Source organism: Clostridioides sp. ES-S-0001-03, from assembly GCF_020676075.1.
GTDB lineage: Bacteria > Bacillota > Clostridia > Peptostreptococcales > Peptostreptococcaceae > Clostridioides.
In genome coordinates this window covers 14547-32019 of sequence record NZ_JACVWJ010000006.1, presented here as the reverse complement: position 1 = coordinate 32019, position 17473 = coordinate 14547, and the positions used below count along the sequence as shown (strand labels likewise).

At 25.4% G+C, this 17473-nt stretch carries 15 protein-coding genes and 1 pseudogene; 13 read left to right on the top strand and 3 right to left on the bottom strand.

Annotated features, from left to right (window positions below; genetic code table 11):
* Window position 1 precedes the first annotated feature (1 nt).
* The 13 genes and pseudogenes from pheA to IC174_RS13230 all read left to right on the top strand — a co-directional run bounded on the left by pheA (window position 2) and on the right by IC174_RS13230 (window position 14001).
* Window positions 2–1198 (top strand): prephenate dehydratase, encoded by a 1197-nt coding sequence (gene pheA / locus IC174_RS13285; RefSeq protein ID WP_227483107.1) that lies wholly within the window; start codon window positions 2–4, stop codon window positions 1196–1198.
* A 45-nt stretch (window positions 1199–1243) separates the two neighbouring features.
* A complete protein-coding gene (gene aroE / locus IC174_RS13280; protein WP_227436087.1) occupies window positions 1244–2053 on the top strand; it encodes a shikimate dehydrogenase in 810 nt (269 codons plus the stop codon).
* An 11-nt stretch (window positions 2054–2064) separates the two neighbouring features.
* Window positions 2065–2598: a shikimate kinase gene (locus tag IC174_RS13275; protein WP_227483106.1), complete on the top strand. Its 534-nt coding sequence runs from the start codon at window positions 2065–2067 to the stop codon at window positions 2596–2598.
* A gap of 15 nt (window positions 2599–2613) precedes the next feature.
* Window positions 2614–3453 (top strand): prephenate dehydrogenase, encoded by an 840-nt coding sequence (locus IC174_RS13270; RefSeq protein ID WP_227483105.1) that lies wholly within the window; start codon window positions 2614–2616, stop codon window positions 3451–3453.
* Between the two features lie 319 nt (window positions 3454–3772).
* A pseudogene (locus tag IC174_RS21415) lies at window positions 3773–4498 on the top strand (cache domain-containing protein); the annotation flags it as partial.
* Window positions 4499–4552: 54 nt separating this feature from the next.
* The gene (locus IC174_RS21410) at window positions 4553–5905 is read left to right on the top strand and encodes a putative bifunctional diguanylate cyclase/phosphodiesterase (protein WP_413927193.1); all 1353 of its coding nucleotides are present in this window, start codon (window positions 4553–4555) and stop codon (window positions 5903–5905) included.
* A 33-nt stretch (window positions 5906–5938) separates the two neighbouring features.
* Window positions 5939–9388 (top strand): diguanylate cyclase domain-containing protein, encoded by a 3450-nt coding sequence (locus tag IC174_RS13260; RefSeq protein ID WP_227483103.1) that lies wholly within the window; start codon window positions 5939–5941, stop codon window positions 9386–9388.
* Window positions 9389–9404: 16 nt separating this feature from the next.
* Window positions 9405–10142 carry a YdcF family protein gene (locus IC174_RS13255; RefSeq protein ID WP_227483102.1) on the top strand — a complete coding sequence of 246 codons (738 nt, stop codon included), beginning with the start codon at window positions 9405–9407 and terminating at the stop codon, window positions 10140–10142.
* A 278-nt stretch (window positions 10143–10420) separates the two neighbouring features.
* Window positions 10421–10732 carry a DUF6442 family protein gene (locus IC174_RS13250; protein ID WP_227436109.1) on the top strand — a complete coding sequence of 104 codons (312 nt, stop codon included), beginning with the start codon at window positions 10421–10423 and terminating at the stop codon, window positions 10730–10732.
* A 15-nt stretch (window positions 10733–10747) separates the two neighbouring features.
* Window positions 10748–11077, top strand: a complete 330-nt coding sequence (locus IC174_RS13245; RefSeq protein WP_227436111.1) for a DUF6442 family protein — start codon at window positions 10748–10750, stop codon at window positions 11075–11077.
* A gap of 11 nt (window positions 11078–11088) precedes the next feature.
* A complete protein-coding gene (locus IC174_RS13240; RefSeq protein WP_227436112.1) occupies window positions 11089–11298 on the top strand; it encodes a helix-turn-helix transcriptional regulator in 210 nt (69 codons plus the stop codon).
* Between the two features lie 1134 nt (window positions 11299–12432).
* Entirely contained in the window at window positions 12433–13455 is a 1023-nt protein-coding gene (locus IC174_RS13235; RefSeq protein WP_227483101.1) for a M56 family metallopeptidase, read from the top strand.
* Between the two features lie 198 nt (window positions 13456–13653).
* A complete protein-coding gene (locus IC174_RS13230; RefSeq protein WP_227436116.1) occupies window positions 13654–14001 on the top strand; it encodes a cupin domain-containing protein in 348 nt (115 codons plus the stop codon).
* Between the two features lie 130 nt (window positions 14002–14131).
* On the opposite strand, the gene IC174_RS13225 is transcribed toward IC174_RS13230, so the two are convergent.
* The 3 genes from IC174_RS13225 to IC174_RS13215 all read right to left on the bottom strand — a co-directional run bounded on the left by IC174_RS13225 (window position 14132) and on the right by IC174_RS13215 (window position 17229).
* Window positions 14132–14611, bottom strand: a complete 480-nt coding sequence (locus IC174_RS13225; protein ID WP_227483100.1) for a hypothetical protein — start codon at window positions 14609–14611, stop codon at window positions 14132–14134.
* 46 nt (window positions 14612–14657) lie between these two features.
* Window positions 14658–16166 carry a recombinase family protein gene (locus IC174_RS13220; RefSeq protein ID WP_227483099.1) on the bottom strand — a complete coding sequence of 503 codons (1509 nt, stop codon included), beginning with the start codon at window positions 16164–16166 and terminating at the stop codon, window positions 14658–14660.
* 208 nt (window positions 16167–16374) lie between these two features.
* Complete coding sequence (locus IC174_RS13215) at window positions 16375–17229, bottom strand: AraC family transcriptional regulator (RefSeq protein ID WP_227483098.1); 855 nt, start codon at window positions 17227–17229, stop codon at window positions 16375–16377.
* Window positions 17230–17473 lie beyond the last annotated feature (244 nt).

The window sequence follows — 17473 nt, the reverse complement described above, 5'->3', positions numbered from 1 at the left end:
AATGGAGGATTTAACGAGATATAGAAATAAAATTGATGATATAGATAAGGAACTTGTTCAACTATTTGAAAAAAGGATGAATATAGTTCTCGAAATTGCTAGATATAAAATGAAAAATAATACTACTATACTTCAAAAAGATAGAGAAGAAAAAGTATTGAGTAAAGCAGTAGATAATCTAGAAGATAAAAAATATTCACAAGAGACTGTACAATTTTTCAATTCAGTAATGGAAGTTAGTAGAAATTTGCAAAAAAGATTAATAGATAATGATGTAGAGGAAAAAAATGAAAACAGTTCAAATTCATCAAATGAAAATTTTGATTTGTTAAATCTATATAAATATAAATCATTAAAAAGTGAACTTAATAAAAAAAATCTCCTAGTAGGATTTCCTGGTATATCAGGTTCATTCACAGAAGAAGCACTAACAAAATTTTTTAATACTCAAATCACAAAAAAACAATTTAAAGAATTTGAAGATGTCTTTATAGCACTTCAAAATAAAGACATAAATTATGGAATAATACCTATAGAAAACTCCTCTACAGGAGCAATTTCTGAAACTTACGACCTTTTAGGAAAATATGGATTCTATATAGTTGGGGAAGAGTGTATAAAAATAAATCAAAATTTAATTGGAATAAAGGGCACAAACCTTGAAGATATTAAAGAAATATATTCACATCCACAAGGAATAGGTCAGAGTAGTGAATTTTTAAAACAAAATAGTCAATGGAAATTGATACCTTTTAATAATACAGCAACTAGTGCTGAACTTGTTAAAAGGCTTCAAGATAAAACAAAGGCAGCAATTGCTAGTAAAAAAGCCGCAACGATTTATGGATTAGAAATAATAAGTCCTTGTATAAATGATATAACAGATAATTATACTAGATTTGTGGTAATTAGTAATGAGATACACATTGAAGAAGAGTCAAATAAGATGAGTATTGTATTTTCTGTTGAGCATGAAGCTGGAAAGCTTTATAAAATACTTGGATACTTTGCTGAAAACAATATAAATATGACAAAAATAGAATCAAGACCAATGAAAAATGCTTCTTGGAGATATTTCTTTTATATAGATTTTGAATGTTCTATATATGATTCAAAAGTATGTAGCTTATTAGACATGATAGAACGTAATACAGCATACTTCAAATTTATCGGTGTATATAGAAATAAAATTGAATAGATAAATGTAATTTTTTCTTTAAACAGAATGATTGGAGGTGTAAAGATGAATTTTTTTGGTCTAATAGGTGAAAAGCTATCTCATAGCGTTTCACCTCAAATTCATAAGAGGTTATTTGAAGTATTGAATATTGAAGGTGCTTATAAGAACTTTGAGATTTCAAAAGAAAATATACCAATGTTGGATGATGCTATAAAATTATTAAGAATCAAAGGTGTAAATGTTACTGTCCCATATAAAGAAAGAGTCATGGAGTTTTTAGATTTTATATCTCCAGAAGCAAAGCGTATAGGGGCAGTTAACACCATTTTACTTAAAGAGAATAAATTATATGGCTATAATACAGATTATTTTGGACTTGACATTATGTTCAAAATAGCTAATATTGATATTCAAGGAAAGACAGCTGTTATATTAGGTACTGGAGGTGCATCTAAAGCAGCCATAACATACCTTCTTGATTCTGGAATAGATAAAGTTTATGTTTCAAGTAGAAAAAAAGATAATAAAAAGCTATCAAATAATTCAGCTATATTAATAGATTATGAAGAGCTTAAGAATATAAAAGGAGATATAATATTAAATGCAACTCCAGTAGGAATGTACCCTAATATAGGATTATCACCTGTCTCAAAATCTATTATACAAAATTTTGATATATTAGTAGATTTGATTTACAATCCTAAAAAAACTTCTTTTCTAGAAATTGGTCAGAATCTAGGTAAAAAAACGTGTAATGGATTATATATGTTGGTTGGGCAAGCAATAAAATCTCAAGAAATATGGCAGAATACTAAAATAGATAATGGTGTTTTAAATATTATATATGAAGAAATAAAATTAAACTTTTTATAGGGGGATTGATTATGATAAACAAAGAAAAAGTAATATTAATAGGTATGCCAGGTAGTGGAAAAACTACAATTGGAAAACTTTTAGCACAGGAATATAATTGTAGTTTTTGTGATATGGATGATTATATAAATAAAATATCTCAAAAAAGTATAGCAGAATTATTTTTAGAAGGAGAAGAGGTTTTTAGAAATTATGAAACTCAAGCATGTAGAGAACTTTCTACTAGCGATAAAACAGTAGTCTCTACTGGTGGTGGTGTAATAAAAAAAGATATTAATATAGAAATACTCAAAGAAGCAGGAATAATACTTTTTATTAATAGACCTATAGAAAAAATTTTAGAAGATATAAATATTAATTCAAGACCCTTATTACAAGATGGAAAAGAGAAATTATACAATCTTTATAATGAAAGAATAAATCTTTATAAAAATGCTGCGGATATAGAAATTTTAAATGATAAATCATTAAATGATGCTGTATATAATATCAAAAATGCAATTAATAAAAATTTTAAATTTGAATTTAATGAAAAAATAATCTAGGGGGAAATAAGAATAATGAATATTGTTGTTGTAGGATTAGGAGTTATAGGAGGTTCTTTTGCTAAGGCATTGAAAAAAGCTGGATATGAAGATGTGTTTGGAGTAGATATAGATTCTGAAACTCTGAAAAAAGCAGAAGAGTTAGAAATCATCAAAAAAGGATGTACTACAGGGAAGGAATTTTTCAAACAAGCTGATTTGATTATATTATCTATATATCCTAGATTAATTGTAACTTTTTTAGAAAATAATAAAGAGTATTTTAAAAGAGGAACTATAATTACTGATACCACAGGAATAAAAGAAGTTCTTATAAATGATGTCTTAAAAATTATTCCAGATGATATAGATTTTATATTTGGTCATCCAATGGCAGGTAGAGAAAAAAAGGGAATTGATTTTGCGAGTGATGAGGTATTTAAAGAAGCAAATTATATAATTACTCCAACTGGCAGAAATAATATAAAAAACTTGGAGTTTGTTGAGAATTTAATTTTAGAGATAGGATTTAAAAGAGTAAAAAAATTAACTGCACAAAAACATGATGAAATGATAGCTTTTACATCTCAATTACCTCATGTAATGGCAGTTGCTCTTATAAATAGTGATGAAGAAGGTAGAGATACAGGCAAATTTATTGGAGATAGCTATAGGGATTTAACTCGTATTGCAAATATGAATGAAGACCTATGGAGTGAACTTTTTTTAGGAAATAGAGATAATTTATTAAAATCTATAGAAAATTTTGAGATGGAAGTGAATTTAATAAAAGATGCTATCTTTAATAATGATAAAAATAAACTTGTTGAATATTTTAAAACATCTTCAGTCAGAAGAGAGTATTTAGAAAAATAGACTCTTATTTAAATTATATAAATTTAAAATTACATGTAAGTGGGTATAAATATAAACAATAACATATTTAATCATATTAGTTTTATTGTTACTAATGTAATTAAATATGCTATTGCTGTATTTATACCCTTAATTTTATTATCCTATAAATAATACTTATTTAATATGTTCTTTATTAACAATTTATAAAACTCAATTGTAAAAAAGAGTTTTTAATAGTAAAATAAAGTGAATCAACTAAATATAACTAGTGGAGAGGGTGAGGTGTAGCTACTTGAAATATAGTAGGCAAATATTAAAAAGTATATTAATAGCATTTATGGTACTATTCTTTTTTAGTGTATTTGCGTTTTTTTATATAAGTAATATGGATAATGTATTAGAATATGAGACAAAGAATTATTTATCAGAAATTAGTGAAGAGAGTAAGATTGCAATTAATAGTAAGTTGAAAAGTAATTTAAATGAATTAGAAAGTATTTCTAAGTTTTTAGAAATAGAAGATAATTTTAATTTAGAAAAAACTTTAAAAATCTTGGAATCATATAATAAAAATAGTAACTATAATAATATTGGTATGATTTTACCTAATGGCAAAGGCTATGCTAAAGGTATTTTTGGAACAGATTTTTCAGATAGGGATTATTTTAAGTTGGCCATTAAAGGTACAGCTAATATATCAAAGCCTTTAATAGATAAAGATACTGGAAAATTGACGAAAACATATGCAGTCCCATTATACAATAATGGTAAAATTGTTGCTGTTATTGCAGCTGATTATGATGTTGAGTTTGTATCTGAGTTTTTGTCTATTTCAACTTTTAATGGTGAAAGTTTTTCACTTATATGTGATAGTAATGGTGAAATAATTATACCATCTTATCACAAAAATTCAAATTCAAATATTACAAATCTTTCACAAGTTAATTTTAAAAAAACATTTACTTTTAAAAATATGAAAATATCAGATAAAGGAGTAGTAGAGGCTAAAGAATCAGGAAAAGAAATTTATATGGCATATACTTCTTTAGGAATAAATGACTGGTTTATAATATCAATCGTTCCAAAGATAGTTGTATCTAAAAAGCTAAACAATTTAATGATGATTACAATTATTGGATGGATTATACTTTCATTTTTGTTTTTAGGTGTTATACTGTACATATTATATTCAAAAGCAAAGAATCAAAAGACTATAGAAAAAATAGCATATACAGATCTTGTAACTGGTTATTCAAATTGGCGAAAATTTGAATCAGATGCTATAAATTTACTAAAGAAAGCATCACAAAATGATAAACATGCAATGGTAACATTTGATATTGATAAATTCAAAGCAATTAATGATATATATGGCCATAAAAAAGGCAACTCAATTTTAAAAGATATTGCAGATACATTAAATAATATGACTCATGATAATGAGACTTTTGCTCGTGTTAGTTCTGATAATTTTAATATCTTATTAAAATATAATACAAAAGAAGATATAGTAAATACTATTAAAAAAATCATTATTAGTAATGACTTTGTAAATTTGTCTTTTGGAATCTATGAAATTAAGGATAAGAACTTATCTATAAGTGCATATAGTGATAGAGCTTCACTTGCGAAATTATCAATAAAAAACAATAGAGATATAAATTTTGCTTTTTTTAACGATAAGTTAAGGGATAAGTTATTACTTGAAGATAAAATAGAGAAAGAGATGGAATATGCACTTGAAAATAATCAATTTATAATGTATTTACAACCAAAATACAATATTAAATCAGATAAATTTTGTGGAAGTGAGGCACTGGTTAGATGGCAATACACAGAAAAAGAATTTATATATCCAAGTGATTTTATTCCTATATTTGAAAAGAATGGTTTTATTACAAAAATTGATATGTACATACTAGAACAAGCTTGCAAAGAAATTAGAACTTTATTTGACAAAGGTATTTTACCTTTACCTATATCTGTGAACTTTTCAAGAGTTGATTTTTTAAAAAAAGATTTTATCACAAAAATAGTTAATATATGTGATAAATATAAAATACCATATAGTTTAATAGAAATTGAAATTACTGAATCTAGTATGTTTGGTGATACGGACACTCTATTTGATGTAAGTAGAAGACTTCAAGATATTGGATTTATAATTTCAATGGATGATTTTGGGTCAGGATATTCTTCTGTAAATATGCTTAAAAATATACCTTTAAATGTAATCAAATTAGATAGAGGCTTTTTTATTGATGATAAGAATATTGATAAAAGTCAAATTGTTATAAAAAGTATAGTTTCGCTTATTAAACAATTGGGAATAAGAGTCGTTGCTGAAGGAATTGAAACAAAAAGTCAGGTGGAAATGTTAAGGGAAGCAAATTGTGACATTATTCAGGGTTATTATTTTTCAAAACCATTACCAGTTAAAGAGTTTGAGAAATTAGTCTATAAAATATAGGTCAATAAATTTTAATTTGGAGGTGGTAAGTAAGTGATAAGAGCAAAATCGTTGAAAAGCGTAATGAGTATTATATTAATATTTTTATTCACAATAATTTCTTTTTCTGATTTTGCATTTAAAACTAATGTTCAAGAAGAAGAAAACAATAAAGTTAGTTTAAAAGAAATATCTTTACAAAGTTCTAATGCTATAAAAATAAAGCTAGACAGTTCATTATCATTTGTTAAGAGTATAGCGAATATGGTTTCATATTTTGATACTATAGATAATCCTGAGATAATCCCGTTATTAGCTAAAATATCAAAAGAATCTGATTTTCAAAGAATATCAATTGCTTCTCCTAATGGAATAAGTCGTACTAGCGATGGGAAAGTTGTTGATATATCAAATTACCAATATTTTAAGAAAGCTGTTAATGGAGACAGTAACATATCTGAAGTAGTAAAATCTCCTATTGATGGAAAAGATACTTTTGTTATAGCTACACCTGTATACAAAGAAAATAAAGTGATTGGTGTTTTATATGGTTCATACTATAATGATAAATTAGCTGAATTCATTGACATAACAAGTTTTAACAGTGAAGGATATATAGATATATTTGAATCTAGCGGACAATTTGTTTTGAAATCTTCACATACAAATGCTATAGTTGGAGCAAGTAGTAATATATACGATATATTCAAGGAAGCTTCTTTTGATGCTGGTTATAGCTATAAAAAAGTATATGAAGATACAAAACATAAAAAGAGTGGATTTATTTCATATAAATACAAAGGTAAAGAACGTTATGCAACATACACACCAATAGGTGTAAATGACTGGTATGTTCTCTCAGTAATACCACAATATACTGTAAGAAAAAATATTGATAAAATAAATCAATTAGCATTTTCTTTAATTTGTAAGGTGTTCTTATTATTTATTGCACTAATAATATATATCTTCTATAAAAATAATAAATCACAAAAGCATATTCTAAAAGCCAATAAGGAAATATCATCTATTACAAATAGCATTCCTGGAGGAGTTCAAAAATGTACTGTTGATGAAAAATTTGAGTTTGAATTTTTAAGTGATGGATTTGTTGATTTGTTTGGTTACACAAGAGAAGAAATAAAAATGCAATTTAATAATAGTTTTTATAAAATAATACACAAAGATGATGTTGAAAGAGTAAAAAAAGAAATCTCTGAACAACTTTATAAAAATAAAACTATTGAATTGGAATACAGAGTTAGAACTAAAAGTGGTGATATAGTCTGGATATCTGATAAGGGGGAACTTATAGTAGAACCTGATGGTAAAAAATATCTTTATTGTGTTACAGTAGATATTACCAAAACAAAACAATTAGAAAAAGAAATGGAACAAAAGAATTTAGAACTTGAAATGGTATCAGAAAATATATTAGGCGGAATACTTATAACAGAATTTGATGAAGATTTTACTATACAATATGCTAACTCTGGTTATCTATCAATGATTGGATATACACGTAAACAGTTAGAAGATGAACTCCAATATAAATCATGTAATCTTGTTTTTTATGATGATAGAAAAAAGATTCTTGAAAATTTAAGACATCAGTTGATTATTGGAAATATTGCTGTAGGTGAATATAGAATAAAGAAATGTGATGGCAAGATGATATGGGTTTCTTTAAAAGGAAGGCTTATTACTGATAGTGATGATAGTAAAAAAGGAATTTGGATTTTAACTGATATAACTGATTTAAAAAATGCAGAACAAAAACTTAGAATTAATGAAGAAAGATTTAGAATTGCATTAAATCAAACATCAAATATTATATTTGAGTATGATATAAATACAAAATCTCTTGTAAATACTAATAAGAGTATGGAAAATTATAATATTGATAAAATAAATGAAAATGTTCCTTATTCCTTAGTTGAAGCAGGAATTATTTATAAAGACTTTAGTGAAGATTTTATAAAAATGTATGAGAAGATAATAAATGGAGAAAAAACTGCAAGTTGTGTTGTTAAAATAAGAATTCCAGATGAAGGCTACATATGGAACAAAATTACATTAACTACTATTTTTGATGAAGATGCTAAACCTATAAGAGCTATTGGGATACAAGAAGATATAAGTGAACAAAAAGAAGCAGAAATAAGATATAATCAAGCATACAAATATCATTCCGCTATATTATCAGAAGCAATAATAACCTATGAAATAAATGTATCAAAGGATATTTTTATAAGGGGTAATGAAAAATGGTATCTACAATTTGGAATTAAACCAAGCAATGACTACTCTGAAATGGTAAAATCTATATCAGAGACTGTTATTTATAAAGATGATAAAGAAGTCTTTTTAAATACATTTTTATGTAGACATTTATTAGAAGCCTATAAAAATAATATAAGTGAAATAAAGTTGGAATATAGAAGAATGAATCAAGATGATAAAATGATTTGGGTACTTTGTACAATGCATTTAATAAAAGACTCTATTACGAATGATATAAAAGCACTTGCTTATATTAAAGATATCGACGAACAGAAAAATGAAGAAATTAAATTAAAATTAAAAGCTGAAAGAGATACTTTAACAGGATTATATAATAAGGGTACTACAGAAAATCTTATTAATGATTTTCTAAATTCAGAAGAATCAAATTCAGGAATTCATGCCTTTTTAATTATTGATATAGATAATTTTAAATCAATAAATGATAATTTAGGACATGTTTTTGGAGATAAAGTTTTGTATGAAGTTTCTAAACAACTAAAGCCTATATTTAGAAATAATGATATAGTGGGGCGTATTGGTGGTGATGAATTTATAGTATTCTTAAAGAATATTCAATCTTTTGAAAATGCTAAAAGTAAAGCAGAAAAAATATGTAATATATTTAGAAATTCTTATACTGGAAATAAAAAAACGTATAAGATATCTGGTACAGTTGGAATTTCATTCGTACCAGAACATGGAGCTGTATTTGAAGAACTTTATAAAAAAGCAGACATGGCACTTTATTATGCAAAGAATAAAGGAAAAGATAAGTATTCACTTTATAATGATTGTATATGTGAAAATAAACTTGAAACCGATATAAGTAATGGTAGTGTGAAAGAAGAAAGTCTAAAAGGTGAAATTGAATATGAAGATTCTAATCTATCACTAAAAGAAGTTCTTGATTCTATTGATAATTATATATATATAGTAAATCCGAATACTTATGACCTTATTTTTATTAATAATAAGGTCTCAAATTTAGACTTAGAAATAAAAATAGGAGATAAATGTTATAAATCATTATTAAAATCTAATATTCCTTGTAATAACTGCCCGATTAATGGATTAAAAGAAAATAGAGATTCAAAATTTAAAACAGAGACAAATATATTTGGAGAAAATGTATCAATTGCAAGTTGGATTAATTGGATAGATGGAGAATATAACTGTCTTATAGAGTGCATAGATATTTCTTTATATAAAAACAAATAAAAAGGATTATAGAAATATGATTAATTTAATATTGGGTTTAATATTTATAATTTACTATTTTTATCTTAAAATAGTTTTTGGTGGTATTTCATTTAGTGGATTTTTCTTAGTTATAGGAATACTATTAATTGTTTATCGAATCTTAAAAAAGAAAATTAAAGAAAAGAAGGTTTTTTATAAAGTGCTAAAAATACTAATTAGTGTTTTCTTAATAGTATTCATGATTACTGAAAGCTTAATAATCTCTTATCCTAAAAATAGTTTTGAGACAAAAAGTGATTATCTTTTGATTTTAGGAGCTTCTGTAAAAAAGACTACACCAAGTACTACATTGAAGGGAAGATTAAACACTGCTTTAAAATATTTAAAAGTTAATAGTGAATGCTATGTAGTAGTATCAGGTGGTAAGGGTAATGGAGAAAATATAACTGAGGCAAAAGCTATGAAAGATTATCTTGTTAGAAATGGTATAGATAGCAATAGAATAATAGAAGAAGATAAATCTACAAATACTTATGAAAACTTTAAATATTCAAAGCTAAAGATAGAAGAGCATAGTAGAAAAAGAATAAAAAATATAAAAGTAAAAATTGTAACAACTGATTTTCATGTTCTTAGGAGTAAAATACTAGCATCTAGAAATGAATATAAAAATATTTCTTTTTACGCTAGTAAGTCAAAGCTTTCATTTGTTCCAACATATTATACAAGAGAATTTTTTGCAATATGGAAAACAATTGTTTTTGATAGGTGAAAGTGATATGTGACAAATAAAAATACTAGATATAAATCATAAATTTATATCTAGTATTTTTTATGTAAAAATCCAATGCAGATTTCACAGTATGAATTGACCTTGAAGAAAGGCGATAACTGGAAGATAGTAAGGTAAATCATAAAAGCGTGCATTTCTATATAAGATTTGCATACTTTTAATTTGACAATAAAACTTTGCAAAAGTTATTGACAAGTAAACTTGGCAGTGTTATATTATAATTGACAAGTAAACTTGGCAATAAAAGGAGAATATAGATGAATAAAGAAGAAATTTTAGAAAGAAGTAGACAAGAAAAATCAGATGAGGGATATTTATTCGTATTAAATAAAGGTCAACGATATGGAACTTTATTATTTGTAGGTATAATAGTACCGCTCATTATCTTAAATCTTATAAAATTAAGAACAACTGATTTATCCTTATTATTAACTATATTATGGGGCTGGTTAACTGGGAACTATTATGGGAGTTTTAAGGCATTAAATAAAAAGAGTGGCTTTATTATCCTTCTCTCTTCTATTATAACATTGAGTAGTTTTATCTATTACATTACACAAGTATTTTAAGAAAGGGGAATTGATATGAATAAAGAAGCTGTTTTAAACAAGGCAAAATTGGAAAAAAACGAAGAATTTGAAAACACAGTAAGTCAAAAAGCTACTGCAATTGGTTCAATTGCTTTAGCGATTATTTGTGGTGTTGTTTTCGCAGTCAAAGTAGTTGTATCTGACATGAGAGGTCTTGAAAAAGTAACACCATTCTATGATATTTTAGCTGTATTAACTGGCTATGTATCAGTTGTTTATTTTGTTGTTTACAGAAAGATAAATGAGAAAAAATATTTGCTGATAAGTATAGGGGCTTTAATTATTTTTGCACTATGTATTTTTAAATTCATTTATACGTTATAGGTAGAAGTGATATGGAAAAAGAAGAATTGATATTAAAAAATAGTTTGAAAGAAGCAAGGTCAGAAGCAAAATTATCTCAATCAGCATTAGCAAAAATGGTTGGAGTATCACGTAATACTATTAGTTCAATAGAAACAGGACAATTCAATCCTACTGCTAAACTTGCATTGATTTTATGCATTGCATTAGATAAAAAGTTTGAAGATTTATTTTTCTTTTAGGATGGATTAATTTATGAGAATAATAGTATGCCTATTCATAACTATAACTGCGAAAGTATTATTAACTCAACAAAGAAGAAAAGAAGTGAAAAGAGAAGCACTAATCTAAATAGATTGTAATGCTTCCCTTTTTTCTTTAAAGTACTATTGGCAAATATTCATAATATTAAGATAAATTACTATGAAAATAATTTCAAGTTTATCTTGATTATTTAAAAATATAAATGAAGCTTTCAAAAATCAATTTAGTTTACATAATATAAATATAGTTAACTTTTTAGATTCGCTTGTAGCTTAAACATCAAATTACACATTTAAATAGATTTTAAGGAAGTTTGTATGAAATATGTATAAAACATCGCGTGGTTTTATAGAGCGCATTTAAAATCCAAAGTGCGAAGAGATAAATTTTGGCTGAAATTTATAAAAATGAAATTTATGAATTTAATTAAAAAAAATAAAAGAAAAGTTTGCTAAAATAAAAAATAGAAACGCAAGTATTTTTAATGGAAATTTATGCGATACAACGAGTCTTTAATTTGAAAAGGATTTGAATGAAAATAAAATTCGATAAATTCTTTGTGGTAGAAATATGGTATAGCTAAAACAAAAAATATAAAGTTTAAATAATTTAATGTGAAAACTATTTAGAGTGGTAAATTAATATGCTTGATTTCTATAAATTTTAAAAATATAAATACAAATATAATGTTTATGAGAATCCTAAAAAGATGAAAAAATAATAAAAAAAACAAAAAAAATTACTGACATTTCACTGACAAATAAACGATTTATGTTTATAGAAGTATTGAAAAAACTATACTATTAAAAAAAGGCATAAAATAATATATTTTATGCCTTTTTTTAATAATATAGTTTTAAGTATAAATTATATTTAATATAATAAATTTTAATTAGCCTAAATAGCTTCGTGATAAACCTGATTTGGTAAGGAGAGAATTAAATAAGTTTATTGGTAAGTATAAGTAACAAAATAATACTGGTAAATTTTACTAATGACAATTATAATTACTTTATACATAAAATTAAATACAAAATACTAATATTGAACTGATTTTTAAAAATTGTTAAATAAACATATTGAAGAATAGATATAATAGGAGAGAAGAGTCTATGAGTTTGATTCTAAGTGATATTTTTAGAACGGTTTTAGTAAGTAATTTATTCCTAATTCTTTTATTAGTATTTAGAATAAGTGTATTTAAAAGATTTAGTAAAAGATTTAATTATTATATCTGGTTTATTGTAGTTATTAAACTCTTGCTACCATTTACATATTATACTTTTACATTTAATACATTGAAATATCAAGATAGTATTAAAAAGATAAACTTAGAAAACTTTAATAATATTTCTATTTCTAAAAGTGGCATTTTAATATTTATTTGGATTATTGGTGCAATAGTATATTTAATTTACAATATTTTGAAATATATAAAACTCAAAAATTTAATTAATGATTTATCTTATGAGATAGATGATAAAGATATAATCAAGCTTTATGAAAATTTATTAAAGGAACTAAAAATAAGTAAAGATATAAAACTTAAATACACTTATGAAGTTGAAACACCTGCATTTTTTGATTCATGTGTTCTTTTGCCGCCATGTGAATATACATTAAAAGAACTTGAATGGATATTTAGACATGAACTTATACATTTTAAGAATAAAGACCTTTATATTAAATATTTAGTGTTATTTTTAAAATGTGTTTATTGGTTTAATCCTTTTATGTATATTATGGATAAGATTATAGATTTAGATTGTGAACTTTATTGTGATGAAAGAGTTTTAAAAAATTGTAATATAGAAGAGAAAAAAGAGTATGCTTTAATTATCATAAATATGATGAGAAAAAAATTAAATTATTCAAATAAATTTGTAGCTGGTTTACATCAAAAATCAGATATTCAAAAACGTGTTTATTATATGTTTAGTGAAAAATATAAAGGAAGCACTGTTGTAGTATTGTTTTTATGTTTATTTTCATCAATAATGTATTTAAAATTAGAATTTATCTCTACAAACTTTTTGAATAACTCTATTTCAAATTCAACATATATTGAAAATAGAATCAAAAGTAAACCAACCTATGAAAAAAACATTAGAATAGAAAATCAAGATAATCATTAAATATATGTAATGAAATAATTTCTGTGTTAAAAGGTTAAGATGTAAGTTTAATAAAAACATTAAAAAATTTAATTTATATTAAGGAGTCATAGTTACAAGTAAAAGAATTTTATTCCTATTATGTATAAGGAGAATACTATTTTTTTATATTGGAATAATAATAGTAAATCTATAATATAGAAAAGAGGTATTTATAGTATGCATGAAAATAAAAAGAATCTATTAGATGGAAGCTTAGCTCAATATAATGATGCAGCAGTACCAAAAATACCAGTATTTGCTGGTAATGATATAACTTCAGAAGTTTATTATTTTAAACCTAATCAAGTTCTTAATGCCCATAGACATCCTAATGGTGAACAAATATTTGTGTTCTTAAAAGGAGAAGGGAAAATGAAACTTGGAGAACATGAGTGTGATGTAAAACAAGGTGATACTGTTTTTGTACCAACAGGAGAATGGCATGAAATTACTAATGGAAGCAATGAGGAAATGGTTGCTGTTCAAATTACAAAAATCAATGCTGGAGCAGAATACAGAGGATAGATATATAGGTATCTTTACGATACTTTAATTTCTATTTTTTAATATAAACTTTAATCTCAATTATAAAAAGAGTCTTTTAAAAGACTCTTTTTATAATTTTTGTAAGCTTTTAGTTAAAACTGATGCATATTTATTTTATATTTTTTATTGCATTATTTGCAAATTCAGTATTTACTATGTCTTTGTAAGGGGCTTCTTTGTCTAATTCCTTAGCTTCTTTCATAACATCCATTAGTTTATTTAAACCTTCCTCTTTTAATACAGGGTTTTGAGACCATGCATCTATTGACTTATATCTATCTACAACTGTTACTAAATCTTCTAGAGATATATCTTCAAAGAAAGGTTGCATAGCTTCGGCGATTTCTTTACTAGGAGCTTTTTGAACCCATAATTGACCTCTGTAAACAGCATTTGTAAATCTTTGAATTAAATCTTTATTATTTTTCATGTAAGATCTAGTAGTAGAGTAAGCTGTAAATGGTATTTCTCCAGAATCTTTTCCTATAGATGTTACTATATATCCGCTGCCTTCTTTTTCCATGGCAGTTGCTGTAGGTTCAAATGCTGTTGTAAAGTCACCTTCACCACCTGCAAAAGCCCCAGCCATTACTCCAAATTGGTAGTCAGTCTGTTTATAACATTGAAATATACAATTAATCTTTTGATATAATGGGGTATAGTATTAAAGAAAAATCATCGCATTTTTGATTAGGCTCTTTTTTATATACAACATGGTCAATTATAGTTTTAAGTAATATATTTTTCAGATAAGGCTCTTTCTCTTCTGTGTATTCTCTTAAAACTTTTTCAAGTTGAGGAATAATTTGCATTCTAACAGTGCTTTTTTCCTTTGCTATTTTAATATCTATATTTACTTTATTTATAGAATTTTTAACATCTTCTATACGTGATGTAAGTATATTTGAACGTTCTATAAATACATCTGAACTATATATTCCTTGTTCTAAAAAATCATGTAATCCTCCCTTTTGTTTCTCTAGGTTCTCAAGTTCTTTTTTTAAGGATGTTAGAGTACATTTTAAATTATCTTCAAATTTATCTTTAAAAACAAGTTCTTCTTTCAAAGATAGCTTATAATCTGTTAGCCATTTACTTAAAACCTCTAAAACTTTATTTTCTAATATGTATAATTTAGTAGATTTGTTTTTACAATTAGTGCAGACTATATATTTTTCATATCCTTTTGATGTTGTATTAGATTTTGCAACTAAAGTATGACCACAATATCCACATTTTATAATTCCAGCTAAAGGATTGGTTATTTTATTGTTTGGAGTAGGTGAGTTACTGCGTTTTTTTCTTATATCTTGCGCTTTATTCCATATTTCTTCGCTTATTATTGGTTCATGTTTTCCTTTTACTTCCATTTGTTCCTCGATGCCTCTAGTCCTACTAGAATTTCTTTTTCTCTCAACTTTATTCCATACTATGTAGCCACAATATACTTTATTTTTTATAATATCTCTTACACCTTTTTCATACCAAGTTCTACCTGTTGTGGTTTTATAACCAAGTTCATTTAGATACTTGGATATTTTACAGGCTCCAATTCCTTTTAAATACATATCAAATATCATTTTAATAACATTTGCTTTATCTTTATTTACTACAAGAATTCTTTCTTTATTGTTTAAGTATTTAATATCATATCCATAGGGAGGAGACTGAGCAATAAACTTACCTTCTTCAATACTTTTAATTTTACCTCTTTGCATACGCCTAGATATTAGTTTTAATTCTTTACGAGCCATAAAAGCTTCAAATTCAGAATATTCTTCATCAAATTCGTCATTCAAATCATAAGTTTTCCTAGGAGTAATAATTTTTGTTTGAGACTTTTTAAAAGTATCTAATATTAATCCTTGGTCTTGCATATTTCCACGTCCTAAACGGTCAATATCCATTACTAAAACAGCATCATAATTATTACTTTTAACTTCATCTAGTAGCTCTAACATCTTAGGCCTATATTCTATACTTTCTCCAGAAATAAGTTCCTCTTTAACATCAATTACATTTAAGTTTTGTTCTTTTGCTAGTTTTAGTAGTGTTGTTTTATGTCTACCTAAGGTTTCAAACTCACCTCTGTGTTCTGCTTCTTCATCAGCTCTGCTTTTTCGCAGATAAATAGAAACATTCATTAAATCACACTCCTTGAATATATTATATTCAGCAGTAAACTGATTATATTTAAAACATAAAAAATAAACATGTAAAAAATAGATTTTATTTTTTAACATGTTTATTTTCACATATATATTCAAGTCTTTGTTATTATAAATAGAACTTCACTTTTGCATAAATTCTATCTTTCTATTTCTATATATCTATATAAATTAAATTTATAGGCTATTTTTTTATAACAGGTATCCATACTTCAAACTTAGAATTTTGTGGGTCTGGATTTAAGTAAAGTTCAATATCAGGACCATTGTCATACTCATATCCGGAAGTAGGTAACCATTCTGTTACAATACGTTTTTCTAGTTCTTGTATAGCTTGTGGGCATTGTCCTTCTCCAGAAAATATTGCCCAAGTAAAAGGTGAAATAGTATATTCATCTAATTTATCATCTATGGATTCTGTGCTTGCAACAGAGATAAAGTATTTCCACTCTTCTGAATCATTACACACACTTACACCTAATACACCTTTTGGTTGGCTATTCATCATAGGTAACAGTTTTTGAATAGTTCCATCTAATGCAGATTGTTGCCACATTTTTGGAACAATCTCAAAGTTTTTTTCTAACTCAGTGTGAAGGCGTTGAGATACACCAACAATACGAAATTCTTCTTTCTTTTCAATTCTATAATTCATTTCTTCAGCTCCTTTTATAGTAATTTTAAAGCTAATTGGAGGAAAGGCCTTTAAATTTATTGTTTCTCCTTTTTGTATAATTGATGGTGCAATACCATGAATACTTTTAAAGGCACGATTGAATGCTGTTGGAGAAGTGTATCCATATTTCAAAGCTACATCAATTATTTTTTTATTATCATTTTGTAATTCTACAGCAGCCAAAGACATACGTCTACGTCGAATATACTCAGAAAGAGGTACATCTGCCATATAAGCAAACATCCTTTGAAAATGATATGTAGAACAACAAGCTATTTTTGACAGTTGTTCATATTCAATTTCTTTTGTTATGTTTTCTTCAATATAGTTAATTGCTTTGTTTAGTTTTTCAATCCATTCCATAAAATCAGCTCCTTGTACTTTTTATAATACCTATTTTAAAATAATTCTTCCTCTCTTTTTATGCACAAATTAACTAGCATAATAAAGTATAGATTTAGTATTGAAAATCAACTTAAATATTAAATCTTAAGTATTAAAGTTATTAATTATATAATTTTTTTATATTTAGTATATCATAGTTTAGCACTTAATTTTATTAGAGTATAATGGTTTTAATTTACTACATAAAGTATCTAATTAAGTG

Excerpts from the sequence above, each read along its gene's own strand:
- IC174_RS13255 (WP_227483102.1), top strand. The coding sequence starts at position 9,405 with ATGATTAATTTAATATTGGGTTTAATATTTATAATTTACTATTTTTAT.
- IC174_RS13230 (WP_227436116.1), top strand. The coding sequence starts at position 13,654 with ATGCATGAAAATAAAAAGAATCTATTAGATGGAAGCTTAGCTCAATAT.
- IC174_RS13250 (WP_227436109.1), top strand. The coding sequence starts at position 10,421 with ATGAATAAAGAAGAAATTTTAGAAAGAAGTAGACAAGAAAAATCAGAT.
- IC174_RS13245 (WP_227436111.1), top strand. The coding sequence starts at position 10,748 with ATGAATAAAGAAGCTGTTTTAAACAAGGCAAAATTGGAAAAAAACGAA.
- aroE (WP_227436087.1), top strand. The coding sequence starts at position 1,244 with ATGAATTTTTTTGGTCTAATAGGTGAAAAGCTATCTCATAGCGTTTCA.
- IC174_RS21410 (WP_413927193.1), top strand. The coding sequence starts at position 4,553 with ATGATGATTACAATTATTGGATGGATTATACTTTCATTTTTGTTTTTA.
- IC174_RS13235 (WP_227483101.1), top strand. The coding sequence starts at position 12,433 with ATGAGTTTGATTCTAAGTGATATTTTTAGAACGGTTTTAGTAAGTAAT.
- pheA (WP_227483107.1), top strand. The coding sequence starts at position 2 with ATGGAGGATTTAACGAGATATAGAAATAAAATTGATGATATAGATAAG.
- IC174_RS13270 (WP_227483105.1), top strand. The coding sequence starts at position 2,614 with ATGAATATTGTTGTTGTAGGATTAGGAGTTATAGGAGGTTCTTTTGCT.
- IC174_RS13225 (WP_227483100.1), bottom strand. The coding sequence starts at position 14,611 with ATGGCTGGGGCTTTTGCAGGTGGTGAAGGTGACTTTACAACAGCATTT.
- IC174_RS13215 (WP_227483098.1), bottom strand. The coding sequence starts at position 17,229 with ATGGAATGGATTGAAAAACTAAACAAAGCAATTAACTATATTGAAGAA.
- IC174_RS13240 (WP_227436112.1), top strand. The coding sequence starts at position 11,089 with ATGGAAAAAGAAGAATTGATATTAAAAAATAGTTTGAAAGAAGCAAGG.
- IC174_RS13275 (WP_227483106.1), top strand. The coding sequence starts at position 2,065 with ATGATAAACAAAGAAAAAGTAATATTAATAGGTATGCCAGGTAGTGGA.
- IC174_RS13220 (WP_227483099.1), bottom strand. The coding sequence starts at position 16,166 with ATGAATGTTTCTATTTATCTGCGAAAAAGCAGAGCTGATGAAGAAGCA.